Source organism: Vibrio sp. 10N.286.51.C3 (genome assembly GCF_003050065.1).
GTDB lineage: Bacteria > Pseudomonadota > Gammaproteobacteria > Enterobacterales > Vibrionaceae > Vibrio > Vibrio crassostreae.
Window position 1 is genome coordinate 150,839 of record NZ_PIGC01000003.1, and the last position, 23,143, is coordinate 173,981.

A 23,143-nucleotide genomic window follows, 5' to 3' on the forward strand; every position below is an offset into this window, starting at 1 on the left:
GGATAATGTGGGGTCGGAATTACACAGGAACTGATTACTAGAATAACACATCTACTTTACGCAATTCCGCTTCCTCATTGTTCATGTATTTTGAGCTTTTGGGGGAAGGGTTCTCTAAAAAAGCATCAAGAAAGTCCTTTATTACATTCTGTAATTAAATTACATGATGATGGGTTTAATTCATCTGAGTGCATAGAAAACACACTTGGAATGGCGTTCCTTCATACATGGTTTATAGTTTTTAAGATGCACCTTTCATTAAGTGTGATCTTGATCTCTAATTATTTTTGACTGTCGAGTTAATTAGTGTGATCTACATCTCTCATGAATTAGAATTATTCTCATTAATTTTACTTTGTAATTTAGATTCATGACATTTTTGTGATCTAAAGCGTTGCTGTTAACCCCAAAGTGTTTTTTATGCGTGATGTTTGTCACGAAAGTTGGGCTAGGGTGCATTTTGGAAATGTTGTGATACATTTTAATCAACTTTTGAGCACACACTTTCGGTCATTTGACCAACCAATACACTACGGGGTTCTACCTATGTTATCACCAGAAGCGAAGATCAAGGTTCAAAACTTTGGTCGTTTCTTATCCAATATGGTAATGCCAAACATCGGCGCATTTATTGCGTGGGGTTTCATTACTGCACTATTTATCCCAACAGGTTGGTGGCCTAACGAAACGTTAGCATCAATGGTTGGTCCTATGATTACATACCTACTGCCACTATTGATTGGTTACACCGGTGGTAAAATGGTTGGTGGTGACCGCGGTGCGGTAGTCGGCGCTATCACAACAATGGGTGTTATCGTTGGTACTGATATCCCAATGTTCATGGGTGCAATGATTGTAGGTCCACTAGGTGGTATCGCAATCAAGAAATTCGATGAAGCTGTTCACGGCAAAGTGAAGAGTGGTTTCGAAATGCTAGTGAACAACTTCTCCGCTGGTATCATCGGCATGATCTGCGCGATCATCGCGTTCATCGTGATTGGCCCTGCAGTTAAAGTTCTATCTTCTGGGTTAGCGGCTGGCGTTAACGTAATGGTTGAAGCGGGTGCACTACCTCTAGCATCTATCTTTGTTGAACCGGCGAAAATCCTATTCCTAAATAACGCAATCAATCACGGTATCTTCTCTCCACTAGGTATTCAGCAATCTGAAGAGATCGGCCGTTCAATCTTCTTCCTAATCGAAGCGAACCCAGGTCCAGGTCTAGGTCTACTACTTGCTTACATGGTGTTTGGTAAAGGTAGCGCAAAGCAATCTGCTGCTGGTGCATCTATCATCCACTTCTTAGGTGGTATCCACGAAATTTACTTCCCTTACGTTCTAATGAACCCACGTCTAATCCTTGCGGTAATCGCAGGTGGTATGGCTGGTGTATTCACTAACGTAGTGTTCGACTCTGGTCTTATCTCTCCAGCATCACCAGGTTCTATCTTTGCAATCTTACTGATGACGCCAAAAGGCTCTTACATTGGTGTTGTTCTTTCTGTTATCGCTGCAACAGCAGTATCTTTCGTAGTCGCTTCAATTCTACTTAAGACTTCAGCTCAAGATGACGAAGAAGATTCTCTAGAAAAAGCTTCTGCACAAATGAAAGGCATGAAAGCGTCTTCAAAAGGTGCAGCATCAGAAGCAAACGTAAACCTAGCGGATGTAAAAGCAGTTTATGTAGCGTGTGATGCGGGTATGGGTTCAAGTGCTATGGGTGCGGGTCTACTACGTAAGAAAGTAGCAACGGTTGGTCTAGATATTGAAGTAACCAACTACGCCATCAACAACCTACCGGCTGATTCGCAAATTGTTATTACGCATAAAGACCTAACAGACCGTGCTCGCAAAACCATTCCTGGTGCAATGCACATGTCTCTTAACAACTTCTTAGACGGCGCAGTATACGACAACCTAGTAGCAGAACTGGTTGAAGCACAAAGTGGTGAAGCGAAGGTAGAAGCTCCGGTTCCTGCAGCGGCTCCAGCACAAGACGGCAGCAAGCTTGCACTTACTAACGATAGCATTTTCCTTGGCCTTAAAGCGACTCAAAAAGAAGACGTAATCAAGTTTGCTGGCGACCAATTAGTAAAACTTGGCAATGTATCTCCAGAGTACGTAGATGGCATGTTTGCTCGTGAAGAGCTTGTATCTACTTACCTTGGCGAGTCTATCGCAGTACCACACGGCACAATCGAAGCTAAGCAATACGTACAAAAAACCGGCATCGTATTCTGTCAGTACCCTGAAGGTATTCAGTGGGGCGAAGATGAAGACGATATCGCGAAGATGGTTATCGGTATTGCCGCACAAGGCGATGAGCACAACATGGTGCTGATGGCTATCACCAATTCACTTGATGATGAAGACGCTGTGGAATGCCTACAGAACACAACAAACCCTGCTGATGTTCTACGTATTCTCAACGGAAACTAAAAAGCTCTAGTCAAGCTCCTTAAGTGAAGGAGGCCGGTATCCCCCTACTGGCCTCATTTTCGGTCTAAATCTGTCTTAACAAGATTCAGTCTGAATAGCTTACTGCTTAATGCTTAGGGCACATCGTCAAGGCATGTTGTTGAGCAGTTAGCTATCTAGATTCAAATATTTATAAGGTCAAAATTATGAAAGCGTTACATTTTGGTGCAGGTAATATCGGTCGTGGCTTCATCGGTAAACTTCTTTCTGACGCTGGTATGAAGGTTACTTTTGCTGACGTAAATGAAACGGTTGTTAATGCGTTAATTGAACGCCAAGAATACCCAGTGAAGATTGTTGGTGAAGAGTGTGTTGTTGAAATCGTTAAGAACGTGACGGCAGTAAACTCAGCAACAAGCGCTGTGGTAGATAGCCTTGCTGAGTCTGACATTGTGACCACTGCGGTTGGTCCAACGGTTCTTAAAATTATCTCTAAGTCTATTGCTCAAGGCATTGAAAAGCGTGCAGCGGCAAACAACACCGCGCCAATGAACATCATCGCAGCAGAGAACATGGTTCGTGGTACTAGCCAGCTTAAAGCTGCGGTTTTAGAGCACCTTTCTGACGAAATGAAAGCGTTCACTGAAGCGCATATTGGCTTTGTTGATTCAGCGGTTGACCGTATCGTACCACCAGCAGAAGCAGGCGAAACAGACCCACTAGCAGTAACAGTTGAAACGTTCAGCGAGTGGATCGTAGACCAAACACAATTCAAAGGTGATATTCCAAACATCCCTGGTATGGAATGCACTGATAACCTAATGGCTTTCGTTGAGCGTAAACTGTTCACATTAAATACAGGCCACCTAGTAACAGCATACCTGGGTGTACTTGCTGGTCACGAGACAATTAAAGATGCTATTGAAGACCAATCGATCTACTCTGAAGTAAAAGCAACAATGGAAGAGAGTGGTGAAGTTCTGATCAAGCGTTACGGCTTTGATCGAGATGCACATGCCGCTTACATTTTGAAAATTCTTGGCCGTTTTGCAAACCCATTCCTGCGTGATGAAGTAGACCGCGTGGGCCGTCAGCCTATTCGTAAACTGAGCCCACAAGACCGCTTAGTTAAGCCATTGAACGGTACATTAGAGTACGATCTTCCGAACGCTCACCTAGTAAAAGCGATTGCTGCAGCATTCCTTTACAAGAATGAAGACGACCCACAAGCGGTTGAACTTCAAGCAATGTTCGCAGAAAAAGGTTTTGCTGAGACATTAGCGCATTATTCTGAGCTGAATATCGATTCAGAAGTTGTTAAACTAGCGGAACAAGCTTATCTAGCATTGAAATGATAAATCATCAAAGTGCCACCCCGGTGGCACTTTCTTATTGCCGAGCCGTTATGCCAATACAAACTAGCCATGAAACTGAATTACTTGAAGCCCTATCAGAAGCTGAGAGTGCTGGCGCCTGCCTAATGGCTGCTTACGATGCATTGGATGACACGGTAGATGCCGTATTAAAGAATATCTTTAAGAAAGATGACACTGCAATTAAGTTCGTTGTAGAACCTCTTCTTAACAGCGGTGGCCCGTTAGGCGAGATTATGATTCGCGCTAAGCTACTATTAGGGCTTGGTGTCATCAGTAAAGAGCTTTATGACGATTTAGAGGTTTTCGTTACCTTGAAAGAGTGGGCGAAAATACAGGGTGACGACACCAGTTTCACAGAAGTCGACATTATATTTGAGCTTAATAAGGTACACGCGATTCAGCGTATTATGCCAATCGAATATGATGTGGAGATGGTGGAGACCATGTCTGGTCCAATGCTTGAAATGTTTTTGGGGCGACATAATCAGAAAGTGAAGTCGACGATCGTTTTAGCTATCACTGACATTATCACTACCTTGTGCCGAGATAACGCGCTGAGTTCTTAGCTTTAGTTTATAGTCTTGCTTATCTTGTTTTGCATCCTACATATCTTGTAGCTGTTCGTTCGTTTCAATCCAAAATTTAAAATGATGGCGGTTTCTCTAGTTTGAGAAATCGCTTTTTTGTATTCACTCCAGCCCTCCTATTTCTTCCGAGCTAAGCATGACACAAATTGACGATTCTTATGTCGATTACAATCTGCACGTTTTGTTTTAATCGTTGGATAGTCTTGTACCTTGACTGCGAAATTCAGGTACAAAAAAAGCCACATAATGTGGCTTTTTGTCTCAACAAAACCTGAGATTATAGGTCTTGGATGTTTTCAGCTTCTAGCTCTTGGAAGTAGCGTAGAGTCTTAACTTTTAGCTCTTGTTGAGCAGGCTCATCAGCAACGATGATAGCTTTACGGTGCATCTGTAGAGCTGTAACAGTCCACATGTGGTTTACAGAACCTTCGATAGCCATTTGAAGTGCTTGAGCTTTGTTGTGGCCTAGAGAAAGGATCATTACTTCTTCTGAATCTAGAAGAGTAGCAACACCGATAGTTAGTGCGTATTTAGGAACTTGGTTGATGTCGCCATCGAAGAAACGAGAGTTCGCGATACGAGTGTCTTCAGTTAACGTTTTGATACGAGTGCGTGAAGATAGAGAAGAACCTGGTTCGTTGAATGCGATGTGACCGTCGATGCCTACGCCGCCCATGAACAGGTTGATTTTGCCGTATGAACGGATTTTCTCTTCGTATGCTGCACAGTGAGCATCGATGTCTTCAGCTTGACCGTCTAGCAGGTTGATGTTTTCTGCTTGGATATCAACGTGGTTGAAGAAGTTCTCGTGCATGAATGTGCGGTAAGACTCTGGGTGGTTAGGGTCGATACCAACGTACTCATCCATGTTGAATGTTACAACGTGCTTGAAGCTAACTTCGCCAGCTTTGTAAAGTTCAATTAGCTCAGCATAAGTAGTTAGAGGTGTGCTACCAGTAGGAAGACCTAGTACAAATGGACGCTCAGCAGTTGGAGCGAATTTGTTGATCGAATCTGCGATATGACGAGCAGCCCATTTACCTACTTTTGCTTTGTTGCTTAATGGAATAAGTCTCATTGATTTTGCCCCTAGAAATAAAATTTTATAGTGTTCTGAAACATTAATTCGCATTATAAAATAAGTTATCAGGTTCCGCTATTGTTTTAGGTCAATTTTTTGCTTTTTTCGTTGTATCTGTGACTAGAACTCTCAAAATTGCACAATAATTGTATGGATATTTGGTGGCGTTAAACAAGATTAATACGCTTGTCATATACAGGAATGTTGATTTGATTCAGTGCCTGAAAGGGTCTGTGCGTTTCTGCAGATTTATAAGCTTTGGCGTATTAAAGAGCTGCTGCGTACTCACTGGCTTTGAGAGTATAGTTGAGGCGTGAAAAATAATGATGGCAATGTGCCACTATCGTGATAAAAGGAAGTTGTTGAGCGAGGTTCGAAGAATTTAGTCGGGTTAGACACACTTAGGGTGACTAGAATAGATGTTGATTCACGCTATCGCTATGAATTATCTATAAATATTGGTAAATCCGAACAGGTTAGCTAAACTTACCAACTAAGAAGAAAAAGCGAGCTTGAAGTGTAAACATTGAAGGAAAAAAAAGCCCAAAGTGATGAGGTATCACCTTGAGCGATTTTACTAATCTTCTAACACTAACTCACTTTCGTATTCTTCCCTAGGCACTTCGCCGCGTTTGCAGCCGTTTAGGGTATGAAAGCGACGGCGTCCACGAGCTAGTTGAATGTACTTCAACCAAACACGCTCTAACTTGGACTTTGCCTTATGAGGGTGAGACAACACTTTAATGAAGTGTTTTTCTTCTGCATTGATTGGTGCTAGTTCACCAGTTTCAAGTGCAAGCATAGTGTCACCAAACAAGGTTAGGATTTCCTCTTCTGACAGAGTAAAATCACCCGACTTAGCGAACCCTCGTGGGAATTTAATGGTGTCATAAAAACGTTTTTTTCCGTGACGGAATTCGGTCTCAGACATATCAGCCTCAGTAATGTGGTTAGATAGAAATTAGTGTTTATTGCTCACGCGAAAATATTGTTAAAAGGCTAAAATAGGAAACAAAACGTTTTTGCCTTTACGATAAACAATCCTAGATCGGCTAGTTAGCAGATTTATTACAGAGATGTATTTGATGGATGTGAAAGTATTTAGAACCTTTCTTGAGGTTGCAAGGGTGCGCCATTTTGGGCGTGCAGCTGAAAACTTGTATTTAACGCAAGCGGCGGTGAGTGCGCGAATCAAGCAGCTTGAAGGCTATTTTGATACTCAACTCTTCATTCGTGACCGCAATAACATCAAACTCACATCTTCCGGTGAACGTTTGATTGGTTATGCTGAAGTGATGGTTTCCACCTTACAACAAGCGAAATTTGAGCTGTCGTTAGAGAGTGGTAAAGCCTTGCAGTTAACGCTGGGCGGCACGCCGAATATTTGGGATGCGTATCTGCAAAACTGTTTAAGTGTTGTGACCGACTCTTTTGGTGGTTATGGCTTTATGGCAGAGGTGATGGGGCGCGAGCAACTGAACCGTAATTTGTTAGAACGAACCTTAGATATGGCTTTCGCGTTCGATCAGATCAAAGCGGAAGAGCTGAACTGTAAAAAAGTCGCTGATTTGGTTTTGGTGTTGGTATCAACGCAGCAAGATGACCTGGAATCTGTATTCCAACATAAGTATGTGTATGTGGATTGGGGAACGCGTTTTGGTTCTGAACACGCAGAACGTCACCCTAAAGTGCCAGCGCCGTATCTTCGTACCTCTACGGCTCGTATCGCCCTTGATTTCATTTTAGAGAAAGGTGGTAGTGCATATCTTCCGGTATCTCTAGTTGAACCTTTTATCGATTCGGGTCAGCTGCACAAGGTGAAAGGGGTGGAAGACTGGTATCGCCCAATTTATCTGAGTTACCGCAAGAGCAGCACCTCGGTGGAGGCGATCATGCAGGTTGAGAAATTGGTTAATGAGATTGACCCATCGACCGCTTACACGCTGCAACAAGCCGCTGAACAAGCTCCTGAGTAACGGCATTTGCTATAACCATGTTTAGATTAAATAAAAAATGGCTCCTAACTAGTTATATAGTTGGGAGCCATTTTTGTTTTAAACCAGAGATGTACTTCTTTTCGGAACTAGAGATCGTTTCTCATTCCAATAAAATCGTTTAAGCCTGGTATATCTAGCCCTATTTTAAGGCTCTATAGTGTTAACACACTTATAGGTTCATTAGATTCTCAATAGACTCTTCGAGAGAGTGTGACATGTACGAATGGATTGTGTGGCCATCCGTTGCGTCAATCTCAATCTTAGAAATCCCGTTATCTGCTTTGTTTTCAAGAAAGCAAAGAGATTGCTCGACTGATTGACTGGTGAGAACCTGTTGGTTTGATAAAACAATACGACATGTGTGTAGAACCATAGCCTTTTCCTTTTTATATTCGATAGGTCTCTGCATCTTGGCGTGCTAAGTACCGATCGTTGACGTTGTGAGAAGAATGCCTTCTCTAGGTTAAATTTAGTCGAATTGAATAAAATTAAAACCCTTTTTTGTGATTTATCTAACCTTCAGTTCCGAAAGTGGCTAGCGACTATGGTGGTTCACGGTAAACTTTTAGTTATCGGATCGAAAGCGATGGCAAATGGGAAGAGTACAGCATGTCGAAAAATATCAATCACAACAGCACCTTAACGAACGAGCAGTGTCATCTGGCTCGATATGCGCGAGATGCTCGCTTTGATGGAATGTTTTTCACAGCGGTGAAAACGACAGGGATATTTTGTCGCCCGATTTGCCCAGCAACGCCACCTAAAGAGGAAAACGTCGAATACTTTTCCCATCAAGCTCAGGCGCTAAAGGCTGGGTATCGCCCTTGTTTACGTTGTCGACCAGACAGCGCACCTTTTTCTCCAGCTTGGAAGGGCGTCGAAACCACTTTCTTACGTGCGATGCAGTTGATTGATAATGGCGCGCTGAATTCAGGATCTATCGTCGATCTTGCGACCCGTTTAGGCATTTCTGATCGTTACTTGCGAACCTTATTCGACAATTACATCGGTGTGTCACCCAAGCAATATAGTCTTTATAGCCAGTTGATGTTTGCTAAGCAGTTGCTGCACACCAGTAGCATGAGCATTACCGATGTAGGTTTTGCGAGTGGCTTTAATAGTACACGTCGTTTCAATGATGCCTTTCAAAAAGAACTGCAGCTTTCGCCAAGTCAAATTCGGCGGGCAAAGCTAAGTGATAGTGTGAGTAATCATATTCAGCTTGGTTTTCACGGTCCTTTGGATTGGAAGCACCTGTTAGCTTTCTATCGACGAAGAATGATTGAAGGCTTAGAAGAGGTAGGTGAGGACTATTACCAGCGCACGGTAAATGTGAACGGGTCGAAGGGCTGGTTCAAGTCGACTCTGGCTAAAGATAACCGCTTGGATATTGAATTTGAGTTGGACGATATAAGCCATTTAAGAAGCTTGATTGCGAATATTCGACGTATGTTCGATCTTGATGTCGATATTGCAAAGGTCGAGGCCTTCTTTGAGACTATCGATCCTAACTTGGTGGCCAAGAGTGGTATCCGTATTCCTGGCGTGTGGAGTGCTTGGGAAGCAGGAGTGAGAGCGATTCTCGGGCAGCAAGTCTCGGTAACCGCAGCGATTGGCCAGCTCAACTTATTGGTTAAAGAGCTTTCTGATGCATCCGAGAAAGCGTATTTCCCAACGCCTAAGCAGATAGCGGAGGCCGATGTTAGCTTTTTAAGAATGCCGGGAAGCCGCAAAGAGACCCTAAAGCGTTTTGCCGAATACATGGTCGACAATGAAACTGAGCATCCTTCTAAATGGATTGAGCTAAAAGGCATTGGGCCTTGGACAATTCAATACGCGCTGCTTCGCGGGTTAAGCGAGCCTAACCACTTGTTGGTTGGTGATTTGGTAGTGAAGAAGTTTATTGAGCATCGACCTGCCATTAATACAGAGAGTGTTTCACCTTGGGGGAGCTACGCCACGTTCCATTGCTGGAATCAGTCTTAATAGAAGCAACCCGCGAACATGAGCAATCCACAAACATTTGCAGTACCACGCTGGGAGATATTATGGCTAACCGTTTTACATATTATGAGAGCCCATTGGGAACCGTAACTTTACAGGCGAACAATGAGGGCTTGCTCGGCCTTTGGTTTGAAACGCATACCACTAAGCCTGAACAGTTAGGCGTTCAAGATGATAGCTTTCCAATCTTTGTAGTGGCGATCGAGCAGCTTAATCGCTATTTCTCAGGCGAAGCTATCCAATTTTCTGTGCCGATCGCAGCCAAAGGCACTCCATTTCAGCAGTCGGTTTGGCAGGCGCTGACTACCATTCCTTATGGAGAGACTTGGAGCTATGCACAACTGGCTGATGCGATAGGTAATCCGAAAGCCGTTCGTGCTGTTGGCTTAGCGAATGGCAAAAATCCGGTTTCTGTGATTGTGCCGTGTCACCGTGTGATTGGCAAAAATGGCAAGCTGACGGGTTATGCGGGTGGTGTAGAACGCAAACAGCGCTTATTGGTAATTGAGGGAAGATCGCAAGACTAGAAAGCGATTTGGCAACGAGCCTGTCGTGATGCTGGCTGAGGCTTACGTAGCACTCAAGGACAAAGGCTAATAGTTCTTAAAATGTGACTTTGCATTAAAATCAACGCTTTCTGGAAAATATCTATTTGGTTGCATATTCTTTGACTATGTTCTCTAGGCAAGGATGCCCAAATGAATAGATTTCCCTTATTAATATCTGGCTGCAGCTGCGCATTATTGCTGACAGGTTGCTTAACTGATACCAGCCGACCTTTCGAGGTCCCACAACTTGTTATGTTTAAAGGCGTGTACGAGAACGCTGACAATGACAGCTATTTGTATTTCGAGTCGGGACAAGTGATTTATCAAACAACGAATAATTCCGTGACTCGAACCTATCGTATTGAAGGTGATTTGCTCAACATTAAGTTGAATTCAGCGAATAGCCGATCAGATTCTGGCTTGGTGATGCGAATACAACACGAAGGCGCGGTGCTAACCTGCAATCGGTGTCCAGCGATGCAGTTAAGCAACGTCTGGACACGCGTTGAACAACCTTTGAAAGGATCATCGAATTAGAAAAGCCCGCCATTTAGCCATAAGTGAGCAGCGATACTGACGGCATAGCCAATCATGATCACTGGCATCCATTTCAAGTGGCCAAAGAAGGTGTATTTGCCATGCGCTGCCCCCATTAATGCTACTCCAGCTGCACTACCAATAGATAATAAGCTACCACCAACCCCAGCGGTTAAGGTGATCAGTAGCCAGTTGCCCATCGACATTTGTGGCTCCATGGATAACACGGCAAACATTACCGGAATGTTGTCGACAATCGCAGATAGAATCCCGACCATAATGTTGGCCCAAATTGGATCCCATTGGCTATACATCACACCAGACGCGAGTTCCAAGTAACCAAGCAAGCTTAAGCCACCGACACACATCACCACGCCGTAGAAGAACAGCAAGGTGTCCCATTCGGCATGCGACACTCTTCGAAATACATCAAAGGGCACGACTGAACCGAGTCGTTTCAATGCCCCCTCATCATTATTGGCAATCGCCACTGCCTTTTTCTTCGCTAGTGAATTCGGTAAGGTCTTACGCAAGAAATACCCAAAGAACTGTAGATACGCCAGTCCCATCATCATGCCCATCACTGGTGGGAAGTGGAGCACGGCATGGAAAGCAACCGCAGTCGCGATGGTCATGATGAACAAGAACACGATGCGTCTAGCACCGCGTTTTAATTCAACGTGTTGATGAACCGTATCGGGTTGGGTTGTTGGTACAAAGTAAGACATGATCAATGCGGGGACGAGGTAATTCATTACCGAAGGAATAAATAAGGGAATGAACTCACTGAAACTCACATAGCCAGCCTGCCATACCATTAGCGTTGTGATATCACCGAAGGGACTGAACGCGCCGCCAGCATTGGCGGCGATCACGATATTCACACAGGCTAGGTTAACGAATTTAGGGTTAGAACCTGCGACCTTAAGAACTACTGCACACATCAATAGAGCTGTCGTGAGGTTGTCGGCGATAGGTGAGATAAAGAAGGCCAGAATACCGGTTAACCAGAACAGAGAGCGGAAATTAAAGCCTTTGCCCACCATCCACGCTTGCAGTGCATCAAACAGTCTTCTCTCTTCCATGGCGCTGATGTAGGTCATGGCGACGAGTAGGAAAAGTAACAGCTCGGCGTATTCGAGTAAGTTGTGTTCGAGCGCTTGTTTAGCCACTTCAACAAGGTTGTACTCTTGGTAGGTAAAACCGATGATTATCCAGATCAGGCCTGCCGCAAGTAACACAGGTTTGGATTTCCGGAGTTTTAGGTACTCTTCCATCATCACCACAATGTAGGCAATAACAAAAATGGTCAGTGATAGGTAGCCAACAAATGAGTTAGTTAGCTTGAGAGGCTCTCCTAACTGAGAGGTAGTCGCGCCCGCAACCGAAGAAAAGAAGAATAAAGAGAAAACAGCAGAAAGCTGGATACCTAACATGGATTACGCTCCGAAGTTAATAAGTTATTAACACGGGTAAAAGCGTAGACCTAAATAATCATGTGCAGTGTGATAGATATCTTAATAATTCAATAGATTATAGTGAAAGCAATAGACTGTGATGAAAACGAAATACTTGTTTGAAGAGAAAAGAGAAAAGAGAAAAGAGAAAAGAGAAAAAGCTCTACCGGATTTAATGCCGATAGAGCTTACTCGGAATTGCCAATACTATGCAGCATTGAGATCAAACGTCAGTGTTTGTTCTGCAGCACATACTTCAACAGGCCAGCCATAGGATTGGTATTCATGCGCAAGTTTGTCCGCTACTACGCGAGATACCGTTGCAGTGATCCACATGCCTTTGCCCATTACTTGATATTTAAGCGTTCTCATTTCCATAGTCATCACCGTTCTCCTTTTATATTGGCAGCGCGAAGTCTATAGCACCTCTGAGGGCTGAAATTTCGAATCAAGCTCAAATGCTTTATAAAATGGCTCACTGTTTGAGCCTGGCTCAAAACTCAATCAACTAAGGGTAAACGGTTGTATTTTGGAAGCGAAGTCACCATTTAAGTGTCTGTATTATAATTGAATTAAAATTTAACAGAAAAGCAATGTAAGAGATCTCTTACAACATTACCAGAGATTACACTAGGTGAAAAATTTTCACTAGAAGCCAGATTTTTGTGGCGATTGTGTGCGTTTTTAGTTGCGCTGTTGAAGCAAGATTTGTTTAGTTTTGTATGTTAAATATTCTAATTTATTTAGCGTATGGTCCTGCTTTTAAATCCAAATCACAGTTTTATATGTTGCTGTGTTTCTTTTATTCAAACCGATACGCTATTTGATTTTGGTCATTAACCTTTCGCTCATTAGTTTGCACTATCTATACGTGTTCTGTTCCACATAAACGAGATGTATAGAGGTCCTTATGACTAATCCAACCAAAGCCGATCGTAAAGTCACGATCGGCAGCTATATCGCACTCGCTTTCGCGATTGTGTTCTTTTCAGGCTTAATGCAGTCCAATGAATGGTATGGAGTGTTCGATTTTACAACGCTCAACGGTTCATTCGGTAAGGTCGCTTACGATGTGAGTGAAACGGCCGATGGTATTCAAGCAGCAACGACGTCACTGCGTGGTAAAGGCGGTAGTGGTGCTCGTGACGGTTTCATTTTTGCTTTGACACTTATTCCGACCGTGATGTTTGCACTAGGTATGATCAACGTACTTGAGCATTACGGAGCACTGGATGCCGCTCGTAAACTGCTGACACCTCTGCTTCGCCCTTTAATGGGCATTCCGGGTAACTCAGGCTTGGCACTGATCGCTTCTTTGCAAAGTACCGATGCGGGTGCAGCGATGACACGTCAGTTGAAAGACGAAGGGCATCTAACTAAGCGCGAAACCGATGTCTTCACCATGTTCCAGTTTACGGCGGGTGCAGCGATCGTTAACTTTTTCTCTTCAGGTGCGGTGCTGTTCACTCTAACGGCGATGGATGGTTCTTTAGCGGTGACATCGTCAATTGGTTTGGCTGTAGCTGTGATGTTTATCTTTAAGTTTGTCGGTGCGAACCTGTTTCGTATCTACCTGAATATTACTGAAGGCAAAGAAGACAAACCAAAATCAGACAAAGAACAAAAACTGGAAGAGGAAGTAGCATAATGAGCGAAGTTAAAGCAAAGAAACCAATGGTTACTGATATTTTCGTTGAAGGTGCTAAGAAAGGCTGGGTTATTGCGACTACTTCTACAGTACCGAATGTTCTGATGGCGTTTGTGATCATCAAGGCATTGCAGATTACGGGCGCGTTGGATCTGATGGGCAGCGTATTTGCTCCAATCATGGCGGTATTTGGTTTACCTGGCGAAGCGGCAGCGGTATTGATCGGTGCGTGGATGTCGATGGGTGGCGCAGTGGGCGTGGTTATTACGCTGTTTGACCAAGGCATTTTGAACGGCAATCATATCGCTATTTTGGCGCCAGCTATCTACTTGATGGGTTCTCAAGTGCAATACATGGGTCGTATCATGGGACCAATTGGTACTGAAGGTCGCTACATCCCGGTGATGATCGCGATTTCGGTATTGAATGCCTTTGGTGCAATGTTCCTGATGAACATTATTTTGTAACGTAACTTTTAACGGCTAGCTACTAATCGCTTTTCGGCGTTATAAAAAAGGAAACCCCGTTTGGCTTTCACCAAACGGGGTCTATTCTTTTCGTAGCCATCCTGCTACTGCGCGTTACTTATCTTTCAATAGGTAACTAGTGCTCCCTGCATCGTTCCTTGACGTGGCTAAATCCTTTAACCTATCCAATTCATCGCCTTCCTAGCGGTGTCCTTGCAAACTCATCATCCAGATAAGCGGCTCTATCCTAGAGCATAACTTCCTTGCTGATAACTCATCCTAAGCCACCAAATCTTCATCCTGAAGATACCTAATCCGTTAGGCTTTTTCCTGTTCCTGCCAACTCCCTGTCGACATGTGTATTAAACACTGCAGAGGCTTTACTCACAATCCACCTCAAGCAAATAATCTGCAGGTTTATCCAAAGAAAACTGTGCGGACTCATACAAAACAAGGGCTTGGGTTTGTAATCTAGGATTTTTCTGCGAAGCTTGATTGTAATCTCTTACGTTTTTTGTGAGAGATCTCTTACACGTGCGAGGGCGTGAATGCTCATTATTTTATGAATACAGATACTATGAGGTAGCCCGCCGAATAAACTAACCAGTAGGAAATGATAATGGTTACAGCGTTATATGCTGCGTTGCTCACTTTGGTTATGCTATGGCTTTCCATTGAAGTGATTAAGCAAAGAAGAAAGAATCAAGTGGCACACGCAGATGGTGGTATTGAATCGTTACAAGTGGCTCGTTCCGCTCAAAGTAATGCTATGGATTATATTCCGATTACAGTGATACTGATGGCGTTGCTAGAGTTCAACGGTTCTAATGTGTGGCTGATCCATGTTATTGGTATTGCTTTTGTTATTGGGCGTATTGTTCATGGAAAAAGTATTCTTGCTCGCAGTCTAAAGGGAAGAAAGCAAGGCATGTATTTGACCTTTGCCAGCATGGTATCTTTAGTTGTCCTAAACTTAGCTTACCTACCTTTTGATAAAATGTTCTAGGAAGCATTATGGCGTTGCGCCTTCCACCTGCTTGGGCGATTGTCCTCGCAGGCTTGATACTCAACATCATGGCGATTGTCATGTCGAGCTTGGTGCTCGATAAAATTGAAGCTGAGAAAGCGGAATATAACGATCGAAAATTCGGCAATGTGTACTCAATACAGCTTGCTTGGAATACGATCGAAACCCTAGAGCGCAAGCGCGAAGCGATTCTTATTCACCTTGATAAACCAGAAACGGTGCAGCCTACCACTGTTCTTGATGAAGCACTGCGCGGGCAACTTAGGCGTTGGGTGAGTAGCGAAGTGCCAAATATCTCTTTGGCTAACTTGCCGAAACTTATGATGCTGATAAACAGTGCTCAAGAATCGCAACGAACTCGAATCGATGACTACTATTTGGATAACCTGACCTTAGTTGAATTAATCCAAAGGCTTGATGAGAAAATGGCTTTCTATAAGAATATTGCCTTGTTTCTTCAGGTGTTTGGTTTGGCGCTTATCTTAGCTCGTGACCTCGCTAGAAGACCTTAGTCTTTAACTTTATTTCCTCTATTTACTTGTCTACTTTTACCGTTAGCGAGACTCACTTGGCAGGTTAGGATGCTGTTGGCCTTGGTACTTTGGTAACTGTTCTTTCAGTCCCTTAAACGTGCTCAGTGCACTGCCTATCGATAACTTGTTCATCAACCAATTCGGTAGGATGCCACCTGCGTTCGCATAAGCGGTGTAGGTGATGTAGGTATTGCCATTAGTCAGCGGTTGCAGTGTCCAAAGTGCGTCCACATCATAGATTCGAATGTACCCCGACTCTTTCGCCAAATAGTTCGACGCATCCTTTATCGACAAGACAAATTGCCCATCCTCGATACTGTATTTTGAGTAAGTCACCATGTCTCTATCTCTGGCAGGCCAAGGTGCTTTGAATTGGGTATAGACGATGTTTTCATCTTCAGATATCTGCATCAACACACGGCTTTGCGACACATTATCTATCCAGTTTGGCACGTTCTCGCTGTCTTCAAGCAACAACAGAAAACCGGAGTAAGTGGTGGGCGTTTGCATTTGCGCTCGTATTTCGACCAAGCCTTCACGGTGTGGCCTTTTATCAATCATGATGCCATCTTCACTTTTGACGAACTGCCATGGGTTGGCATAACTCAGTGTCGATAGGGCGCAGAGGCCGAGTACCAAAATCCTAGGTAATGTCATTATTCTTCCATAAAAAGAAAAGCTTATCTGCTAGGAGTATAGAATAAAATGGGCTTGGTAGGTGTTACCTATCGCTTTGGGTTCACCTCTTTTGGAAAAATCACAATGAAAACGGAAGCGTTCGGCCGCTTCCGTTTTATTCTTGGGTAATGGATAAGTGCTGTAGGCGAGAACTTAGAACTTAGAACCTAGAGCTTATAGGCTTCTACGGTTTTGATGGTTGTCCAGTTGCTGTTAGCGTCTTGGATGAACTCTTGTGTGTTCTCCAGCCAGCGTTTTTGAACCGATTTGTCTAAGTTCAGATACAACTTCCCATCTTCCACCTTCCAAGCGAGAGGGTCGGTTTCAAACTTCTTACCCATCGCTACCCCAAACGCGCAGTAACCGCCATATTGAGGGGCATAGGCTTCTGGATTGGCTCGAAATTCATCTCTGTTTTCACTACTCGCAAAGTTATAGATCGCATTCTTGTAGGTCGCTGTGAACTCTGATGTGCCTTTTACTGGGCCTTCATTGGCAAAGTAAGCGACAGGGTCATAACCTTTAATCGCGAGATCATTGCTGTCGACACTCATATCAAGGTCTGCTGCCATTAACGAAAAGCTGGTGCCTAGTAACGCGGCCAATAGAGTGATTTTTTGACTGGTCGATTTCATGTGTGACATATCAAGTTCCTTGTCAGTGTTGGTTATCTTGTTTGAAATAATTTAGCCCACTCGCCCGGTCTATAGAGGGACAAAAGAACTAAAAACTAAGCGAATCGTTCGGAGGATGCATGGATCTGCTTTCACAATTAATGGAACACTTCTCGATACGCACTGGCGTTTTCTATTCAGGAAACCTGTGTGGAGTATCGTCATTTAACGCGCAACAAGGTAAAGAGGGGCATCTTCATGTATTGAGCGCAGGGGAGTTGAGCTTGTCTAGTGCTCACACGGAACACCGGCATTTGTCGCAGCCTTGCATTGTTTATCTGCCGAATAGCACACCACATGCGATTGAAGGTGTGGGAGACGGTGCGGAGGTCGTGTGTGCGAACGTGGAGTATCGTTCAGGGCAGATGAATCCTTTATTGTCGGCTCTGCCAGACGTGATAGTGATTCCGTTTGAGGAGGCACCTAGCTTAATGCCAGTGATAGAGGTGTTATCTAATGAATCGAGCCAAGAATCGTCGGGGCAGCAGTACTTAATGGACAAATTGAGTGACGCCTTGATGGCTTTGATTTTTCGTCATCTCATCGAACAACAGAAAATTGATAGCGGCGTTTTCTCGGCTCTTGCTCACTCACGATTGGCTTCGGTGGTCACGGCTATTCATCGATTACCTGCTCGTCATTATTCGATCGCCGAAATGGCGTCACTGGCCGCGATGTCTCGCACTCAGTTTATTGAAGCGTTCAAGCGAGAAGTGGGTGAAACGCCGGGAGACTATGTGCAAAAGTGGCGAGTCTCTGTAGCTCAATCTCTGTTATTGCAAAATAAGCCGATCAATTGGGTTGCTGATGAAGTGGGCTACAATAGCTACTCAGGATTCTCACGTGCTTTTCAACATGTTGCCGGAGTGTCGCCGCGTCTTTGGCTGAAGCAAAATGTGTCGTGAAACGCCGGGCAACCTTACGCGATTTATGGCTATTCGCATGAGGCTGGCCTATGTTTTAGCGGAAATTGAGCGTAGTTTGTTCATTTCTCGAATGACGGTGTAAAAAGGTGGACTTTATAAGCTCGTTGTAACATCCTGCCCGTCCTATTTTATCAGACATCAATGAGACGAAGTGCCTGCTGAACATTATTCAGCCTCCCGTATCTCATTAAAGCACTAAGGAGTTCCACTTGAACCTATTTGTAAGAGACCTTACCGTTATCGATTCTTCATACATCTGTGAACACAGAGGGGTCGTAGGAGATAGTTGGATTTTAGATGTCACCATGTCTGGTGAACTTAATGAAATGAGCATGGTGCTGGATTTTAGCAAGGTCAAAAAGCAGATCAAACAGCTTGTCGATGAGCACGTTGATCACCGTTTACTGCTGCCAATGCAAAGCGCTGCAATTGTTCTTCAAGCGAGCAAAGCTGGCTACTCTAAGGTTGATGTGTTGCGTGGTGACAAGAGCCTTCATTTACATTGCCCTGATGAAGCGTACTGCCTTATTGATGCAGAAGCGATCACTATCGAGAGTGTGACCGCACACGTTTATGATATTCTTCGCGATAACCTGCCAAGTAACGTCACAGGGTTAGAGATCACCCTTCGTCATGAGAACATTAATGGCGCGTTTTACCACTATACCCATGGTTTAAAAAAGCACGATGGTAATTGTCAGCGTATTGCGCATGGCCACCGTTCTCCAGTCGAAATTGTGGTCGATGGTCAGCGTGACGAGCAACGTGAACAAGCATTTGCTCAGCGCTGGGAAGATATTTATTTAGGTTCTAAAGAAGACCAAGTTTCGGTCTCTTCACTTAACCTGAGTGAACACGCGCAAAGTGCTAATGATGAAAGTCACTATGGCTTCAGCTACACGGCGCCACAAGGCGAATTTGAGCTAGCGATTGCTAAGAGTGAGACTGAAATTTTACCGACCGATACCACGGTAGAATTACTTGCGGGCTATATTGCGGACCAAGTTGAACCGAGCCTAGCAGAGAACCAATCACTACAAATTGTGGCTTATGAAGGGGTAGGTAAAGGCGCGATGGCGTTCCGATAACACCTCACGAGAGAGAATCTCAGTTCTAATATGATGAAAGAAAGGCAAGATATTCAGTTATCTTGCCTTTCTTTTTTGTTGCTCTTTAAAACTGATTTAGCGAAGTAGCACGCGTCGCAGTGGTGTTTTCTCGATCCCAGCAACCAACCCGAAGCTCAACAATACGGTACCAAAAAATACGGTCACGTCTTTTGCTAACTCAGTAATCCCCAATACTCCGCAGACATTGAACAGCACGATAATGATCAGCAAATGACAAACGTAGATGCCTAACATACGATTCGAGATCGCGCGAACCCACGCATAGTCGCCGATGTTTGGATTAGCCAAAAGCCACATAAACACGCCCATTCCCCATAGTGCCGTACCAAACAAGAAATCATTCATGTTGAATCCGACGTCGAACGTGGTTAGCCATGCCCCCTCAGCAAAGTGAATCAACATGCCTAACACTAATAACACCAACGCTTTGGTTGACGACACCTTCCATTGATTCTGACGAATGAGGAAGCCTAAGGTCACCATTAACGTGCTAAAGAACGGGCCGTTACGAGTAAAGAAAGGTGCGCTCAGGTCGGTTAAGTTCGCGTAGCTGCCCGCTAAAACACCATAGACGTAAAGCAGAATAGCCGTTGGTAATAGCAGTTTGTCGAGTTTCATTTCGACCATTAGAGCGATGAGCAAAACTGCACACACAAGTGCAGGAATAAACCACAAGTGCACCAACCCACCCTCTAAGAAAGAGTTGAGCGGGGTGTTCATTAAAAAGCCCCAATAGCCTTGGCGTTCGCCTAGGTAACCGAACTCTTCCACCTTCGCGAGGTTGAATGGCATGACTAGGCAAATGATGCTCCAAACCAACCAAACCTTAAGCAGTGGTTTAGAGTAGTTGACCAAGGTTGTCCAAGGCGATGCGGTCAGCTTAGGTTGAATCAGATAACCTGAGATAAGGAAGAAAAGTGGCACAGCGAAGCGAGCGGTTTGGTTAAGCACATAGCCAATCCAAGGCACTTCATCGATTTGCCAATAAGTAAGTGCCATTTGGCCATGTAGGCCAATGATCGCCAAGATAGCAATCACTCGACCCAACTCAATACTGGCGATGCGTTGTGAAGGCGTATGTTGAACGGAAGACATATCAGATCTCTAAGAAAATTTTCGTAGAATCTAACAGCCTTTTTATTGAACCAGTTAGCGCTAAATCAAGGGTTGCGACCTTTGTTTTAAGGCTTATCTTGATTCTTTGAAGCCTGTCGCAGCTATATTAAATCCATTGCAGTAAGTGCAAAAATGCCAAGCGTGCAAGTGATAAGTGAAACGACGGTGGTGAGCGCGATAATATTGGCAGCCAATGTTGAATTCCCGCCCATCGCACGTGCCATAACATAGCTCGCAGCAGCGGTCGGTGCGGCGCTCATCAAGAAGATAAGGCCAAGATCTAATCCTCTAAAACCAAAGAACAGGGCAGCAAGCGTGATCAGTAGCGGAGCTAAAACCAGTTTGTATCCGGTAGAGAACCAAGTTGGGCCCTTATCTTTTTTTAGTGAGCGTATATCAAGCGACCCTCCCGTGCACAAAAGGGCTAACGGTAACGTCATGTTTGCGAAATATTGCCCTGCATCAGTCACCATTTTCGGTACTGGGATCGATAGTAAGTAGAACAAGACACCTGAGGCGATCGAGATAATCAAAGGGTTTTTGGTGAGTGTTTTAACGATTACTTGAATGGCTTTGTCACCCGACTCCTGGCCCTTTGGAGTGAGCGCGATAACGGCCTGAATATTATAGAGAACCGTCAAGGAGGCGACATAAAGTGCTGCGAGTGCGACACCATCGTTGCCGTATATATTGGCGACGTAAGCAAGCCCGATAATAGCAGTGTTGGCACGAAATCCACCTTGCACTATCACACCTTGGTCTTGAGGCTTTTTAAAGGTAATTTTAGTGCTGACAGTGGTGAACACGAAGAAGGCAAGGTTGGCTAATAAGCCAAAGATGACGAGCTTTCCACTGGCGGCAAAATCGTGGTTAGATTGAACAATGCTGAGGAATAACATCGCGGGTAGAGTGACTTGAAACACCACCTTGGATGCGACATCAATGAAATTGTCATTGATTAAGCCAATTCGCTTGAGCATGACACCAAGAAACAGCATTAAACAGATAGGGCCCGTTACTGACGCCGAAAACGCAAACTGTTCCCAAAGTGTGTTCATTCTTCTTCCTTTGTTAGTCGATTTCAATTTCCTTGAATACTGTCGCATTTTTCCACAATTATTAGACAAGAGAAATTAATTCCCAGTGGTTAGGCAAAAAACTTTGAAAAAAAGAACGAACGTGCTAAAAATAAACCATCAGATTTATCATTGGTGAATAATGAGCAAAGGAAAGATAACCAAAGAGTATATTTTGAGTCATGCATTCGCGCTTGCGAGTGAGAACGGGCTTGAGAGTTTAACGATTGGTGAATTAGCCAAGCAGTGTGGTATGTCTAAGAGTGGCTTGTTTGCACACTTCAACTCTAAAGAGAACCTGCAACTCTCTGTACTCGAATATTCCAACGCCATATTCACCGAAAGAGTCATCATTCCGGCGAGAGAGTTGGGCGACGGTGATATTGAAGCCAAGCTTAAACAACTGCTCGATAACTGGTTGGGTTGGAATCATTCATTCCAAGGCAGCTGCATGTTTATTGATGCTTGGAAAGATGCAGGCAGTGAAACGTCTGTGATTCAGAAAGCGCTGCAGAAAACCATTTCAGTGTGGATTGATTACTTGACGATTCAGGTAGCAAAAGCGGTGGAGAGCAAGCAGTTTAGAGCCGAACTAGACCCAAAACAGGCAACCTTCGAGTTGTACGGTCTCTACTTGAGTGCGAATTTGTTCTATTCGTTGCGAGGCCAACAAGCGAGTCACACCCATTTTTGGAGTGGTGTAGAGCGCTTAATTGCCAGCTGGAAAGCGGTTTAACGAGTAAGCCGTTTAGTTCGTAAACCACTTAGCTCGCAAAACACTTAGTTCGCAAAACATAGAGTTAGAAAAGCATGTGAGCTTTGCTGATGTAAGGTCTAACAATTTTAAGAGAAGTGGCGGCAAGCAGTCATAAAAAGCGCTATCGCCATTTTTTATATTAATAAATAGCACGGTCGTTCGATTTTTCGGGCCGAGCTCGATCCGCCAATGATGATGGCGATACAAGGAACGGTCATGAGTGACAAAATCTATTTTAATACATCGAACAAATTCAGCTTCAAGCGCAGTTTAATTGGCGCAACAACCAATCTTCATTACATCCTAGCGCCGAGTCATGCGAAGAAAACAGCACGTAAGCTGCTGCTCACTCCAATGCGTACTGAGCAAAAAAATGCTGATCCCCAAGGGCTTATCAAGAGTGAAATTGAAGGTCGTGATGGCGTTTTAAAAACCTATTCTTTAGGTACAGGGCCTGTTTGGGTGCTGACTCATGGTTGGTCTGGCACCGCGAGTCAGTTTTTCCCTCTGATGGAACATATTGCTGCTAAAGGTTTTACTGCCTTGGCTTACGATCATCCTGCTCATGGTGGCAGCGATGGTGTACATGGTCATATTCCTGCGTTTGTGAACGGTCTTGAAGCGATTCTAGATTCGGTGGGTGAGGTAGCTGGTTTGGTCGGTCATAGTATGGGGACGGCTTCTGCGTTGGAATGTAAGCACGTTAAATTGGAAAATAAGCCACTATTGCTGATTGCACCTGTACTGGATTATCTAGAAAACCTATTTGGCAGCGTTGCGCGTTCTGGCTACTCAATGAAACTGTTCGAGGCTGTAGTTGGAGAAGTCGAAGAGCAGTTTAACTACCCAATTCAGTCTGTTGATCCCTATGGAAAGCTAGCGCTTCGTGAGTCTCAAACGATCATCGTTCATGATGAGCAAGACAAGTTTACTAAGTTTGATGTGTCTCAGCGTGCGGCTAATGAAATGGGTCGCGTTACCTTGATTTCGACTCAAGGACAGGGCCACGGGCGAGTAATGAAGTGCCCACAAGTGTTCGAGAGCTTTGATAACTTAATTGGCTAAGCACAACGAGCGCAAGTCAGTAGGACGCCAGTAAAGAGATC

Annotated in this window: 24 protein-coding genes; 15 read left to right on the forward strand and 9 right to left on the reverse strand. The window is 44.2% G+C overall.

Annotated elements, in window-relative coordinates:
• Positions 1-546: 546 nt before the first annotated feature.
• From CWO27_RS04175 to CWO27_RS04185, 3 genes are all read left to right on the forward strand, one after another.
• Entirely contained in the window at positions 547-2,439 is a 1,893-nt protein-coding gene (locus CWO27_RS04175; RefSeq protein ID WP_102432117.1) for a PTS mannitol transporter subunit IICBA, read from the forward strand.
• A 185-nt stretch (positions 2,440-2,624) separates the two neighbouring features.
• Positions 2,625-3,773 (forward strand): mannitol-1-phosphate 5-dehydrogenase, encoded by a 1,149-nt coding sequence (locus CWO27_RS04180; RefSeq protein WP_102432116.1) that lies wholly within the window; start codon positions 2,625-2,627, stop codon positions 3,771-3,773.
• A 50-nt stretch (positions 3,774-3,823) separates the two neighbouring features.
• Positions 3,824-4,360 (forward strand): MltR family transcriptional regulator, encoded by a 537-nt coding sequence (locus tag CWO27_RS04185; protein WP_196303849.1) that lies wholly within the window; start codon positions 3,824-3,826, stop codon positions 4,358-4,360.
• A 298-nt stretch (positions 4,361-4,658) separates the two neighbouring features.
• On the opposite strand, the gene nagB is transcribed toward CWO27_RS04185, so the two are convergent.
• A complete protein-coding gene (gene nagB / locus CWO27_RS04190; protein ID WP_008216780.1) occupies positions 4,659-5,459 on the reverse strand; it encodes a glucosamine-6-phosphate deaminase in 801 nt (266 codons plus the stop codon).
• Between the two features lie 580 nt (positions 5,460-6,039).
• Positions 6,040-6,393, reverse strand: coding sequence for a DUF413 domain-containing protein (locus CWO27_RS04195; RefSeq protein ID WP_019819999.1), 354 nt, complete (start codon positions 6,391-6,393; stop codon positions 6,040-6,042).
• Between the two features lie 154 nt (positions 6,394-6,547).
• Between CWO27_RS04195 and CWO27_RS04200 the strand changes: the two genes are divergently transcribed.
• A complete protein-coding gene (locus CWO27_RS04200; RefSeq protein WP_102432115.1) occupies positions 6,548-7,438 on the forward strand; it encodes a LysR family transcriptional regulator in 891 nt (296 codons plus the stop codon).
• Positions 7,439-7,628: 190 nt separating this feature from the next.
• Here CWO27_RS04200 and CWO27_RS04205 read toward each other — a convergent pair whose 3' ends face one another.
• The gene (locus CWO27_RS04205) at positions 7,629-7,832 is read right to left on the reverse strand and encodes a hypothetical protein (protein ID WP_048660610.1); all 204 of its coding nucleotides are present in this window, start codon (positions 7,830-7,832) and stop codon (positions 7,629-7,631) included.
• A 236-nt stretch (positions 7,833-8,068) separates the two neighbouring features.
• Between CWO27_RS04205 and CWO27_RS04210 the strand changes: the two genes are divergently transcribed.
• The 3 genes from CWO27_RS04210 to CWO27_RS04220 all read left to right on the forward strand — a co-directional run bounded on the left by CWO27_RS04210 (position 8,069) and on the right by CWO27_RS04220 (position 10,548).
• Complete coding sequence (locus CWO27_RS04210) at positions 8,069-9,445, forward strand: AlkA N-terminal domain-containing protein (RefSeq protein WP_102432114.1); 1,377 nt, start codon at positions 8,069-8,071, stop codon at positions 9,443-9,445.
• 62 nt (positions 9,446-9,507) lie between these two features.
• The gene (locus CWO27_RS04215) at positions 9,508-9,990 is read left to right on the forward strand and encodes a methylated-DNA--[protein]-cysteine S-methyltransferase (protein WP_102432113.1); all 483 of its coding nucleotides are present in this window, start codon (positions 9,508-9,510) and stop codon (positions 9,988-9,990) included.
• 171 nt (positions 9,991-10,161) lie between these two features.
• A complete protein-coding gene (locus tag CWO27_RS04220; protein ID WP_102432112.1) occupies positions 10,162-10,548 on the forward strand; it encodes a hypothetical protein in 387 nt (128 codons plus the stop codon).
• Here the strand turns inward: CWO27_RS04220 and nhaD are convergent.
• Positions 10,545-11,984: a sodium:proton antiporter NhaD gene (nhaD, locus tag CWO27_RS04225; protein ID WP_055319220.1), complete on the reverse strand. Its 1,440-nt coding sequence runs from the start codon at positions 11,982-11,984 to the stop codon at positions 10,545-10,547. The genes CWO27_RS04220 and nhaD overlap by 4 nt on opposite strands.
• A gap of 228 nt (positions 11,985-12,212) precedes the next feature.
• Positions 12,213-12,389, reverse strand: coding sequence for a hypothetical protein (locus CWO27_RS23535; protein WP_170960790.1), 177 nt, complete (start codon positions 12,387-12,389; stop codon positions 12,213-12,215).
• Between the two features lie 526 nt (positions 12,390-12,915).
• Here CWO27_RS23535 and CWO27_RS04235 point away from each other — a divergent pair.
• The 4 genes from CWO27_RS04235 to CWO27_RS04250 all read left to right on the forward strand — a co-directional run bounded on the left by CWO27_RS04235 (position 12,916) and on the right by CWO27_RS04250 (position 15,659).
• Entirely contained in the window at positions 12,916-13,653 is a 738-nt protein-coding gene (locus tag CWO27_RS04235) for a nucleoside recognition domain-containing protein (protein WP_102432111.1), read from the forward strand.
• A complete protein-coding gene (locus tag CWO27_RS04240; protein WP_004737023.1) occupies positions 13,653-14,120 on the forward strand; it encodes a YjiG family protein in 468 nt (155 codons plus the stop codon). Before CWO27_RS04235 ends, CWO27_RS04240 begins: the two co-directional genes overlap by 1 nt.
• A 619-nt stretch (positions 14,121-14,739) precedes the next feature.
• Positions 14,740-15,126 carry an MAPEG family protein gene (locus CWO27_RS04245; protein WP_102432110.1) on the forward strand — a complete coding sequence of 129 codons (387 nt, stop codon included), beginning with the start codon at positions 14,740-14,742 and terminating at the stop codon, positions 15,124-15,126.
• A gap of 8 nt (positions 15,127-15,134) precedes the next feature.
• The gene (locus CWO27_RS04250) at positions 15,135-15,659 is read left to right on the forward strand and encodes a hypothetical protein (RefSeq protein WP_060980902.1); all 525 of its coding nucleotides are present in this window, start codon (positions 15,135-15,137) and stop codon (positions 15,657-15,659) included.
• A 42-nt stretch (positions 15,660-15,701) separates the two neighbouring features.
• Here the strand turns inward: CWO27_RS04250 and CWO27_RS04255 are convergent, their stop codons facing one another.
• Complete coding sequence (locus tag CWO27_RS04255) at positions 15,702-16,337, reverse strand: START domain-containing protein (RefSeq protein WP_048663921.1); 636 nt, start codon at positions 16,335-16,337, stop codon at positions 15,702-15,704.
• A gap of 188 nt (positions 16,338-16,525) precedes the next feature.
• Positions 16,526-17,002: a YHS domain-containing (seleno)protein gene (locus CWO27_RS04260; protein ID WP_048610296.1), complete on the reverse strand. Its 477-nt coding sequence runs from the start codon at positions 17,000-17,002 to the stop codon at positions 16,526-16,528.
• Between the two features lie 110 nt (positions 17,003-17,112).
• Between CWO27_RS04260 and CWO27_RS04265 the strand changes: the two genes are divergently transcribed.
• Together CWO27_RS04265 and CWO27_RS04270 are read left to right on the forward strand one after the other, a co-directional pair.
• Complete coding sequence (locus CWO27_RS04265; protein WP_102432109.1) at positions 17,113-17,937, forward strand: AraC family transcriptional regulator; 825 nt, start codon at positions 17,113-17,115, stop codon at positions 17,935-17,937.
• Positions 17,938-18,167: 230 nt separating this feature from the next.
• Positions 18,168-19,046, forward strand: coding sequence for a 6-pyruvoyl trahydropterin synthase family protein (locus tag CWO27_RS04270; protein ID WP_102432108.1), 879 nt, complete (start codon positions 18,168-18,170; stop codon positions 19,044-19,046).
• Between the two features lie 96 nt (positions 19,047-19,142).
• Here the strand turns inward: CWO27_RS04270 and CWO27_RS04275 are convergent, their stop codons facing one another.
• Together CWO27_RS04275 and CWO27_RS04280 are read right to left on the reverse strand one after the other, a co-directional pair.
• Entirely contained in the window at positions 19,143-20,183 is a 1,041-nt protein-coding gene (locus tag CWO27_RS04275) for an acyltransferase (RefSeq protein WP_102432107.1), read from the reverse strand.
• A gap of 122 nt (positions 20,184-20,305) precedes the next feature.
• The gene (locus CWO27_RS04280) at positions 20,306-21,262 is read right to left on the reverse strand and encodes an AEC family transporter (RefSeq protein ID WP_048663911.1); all 957 of its coding nucleotides are present in this window, start codon (positions 21,260-21,262) and stop codon (positions 20,306-20,308) included.
• 160 nt (positions 21,263-21,422) lie between these two features.
• Here CWO27_RS04280 and CWO27_RS04285 point away from each other — a divergent pair, with 160 nt between their 5' ends.
• Together CWO27_RS04285 and CWO27_RS04290 are read left to right on the forward strand one after the other, a co-directional pair.
• Positions 21,423-22,016 carry a TetR/AcrR family transcriptional regulator gene (locus CWO27_RS04285; RefSeq protein WP_102432106.1) on the forward strand — a complete coding sequence of 198 codons (594 nt, stop codon included), beginning with the start codon at positions 21,423-21,425 and terminating at the stop codon, positions 22,014-22,016.
• Between the two features lie 237 nt (positions 22,017-22,253).
• Positions 22,254-23,102, forward strand: coding sequence for an alpha/beta hydrolase (locus CWO27_RS04290; protein ID WP_102432105.1), 849 nt, complete (start codon positions 22,254-22,256; stop codon positions 23,100-23,102).
• The last annotated feature ends 41 nt before the right edge of the window (positions 23,103-23,143 follow it).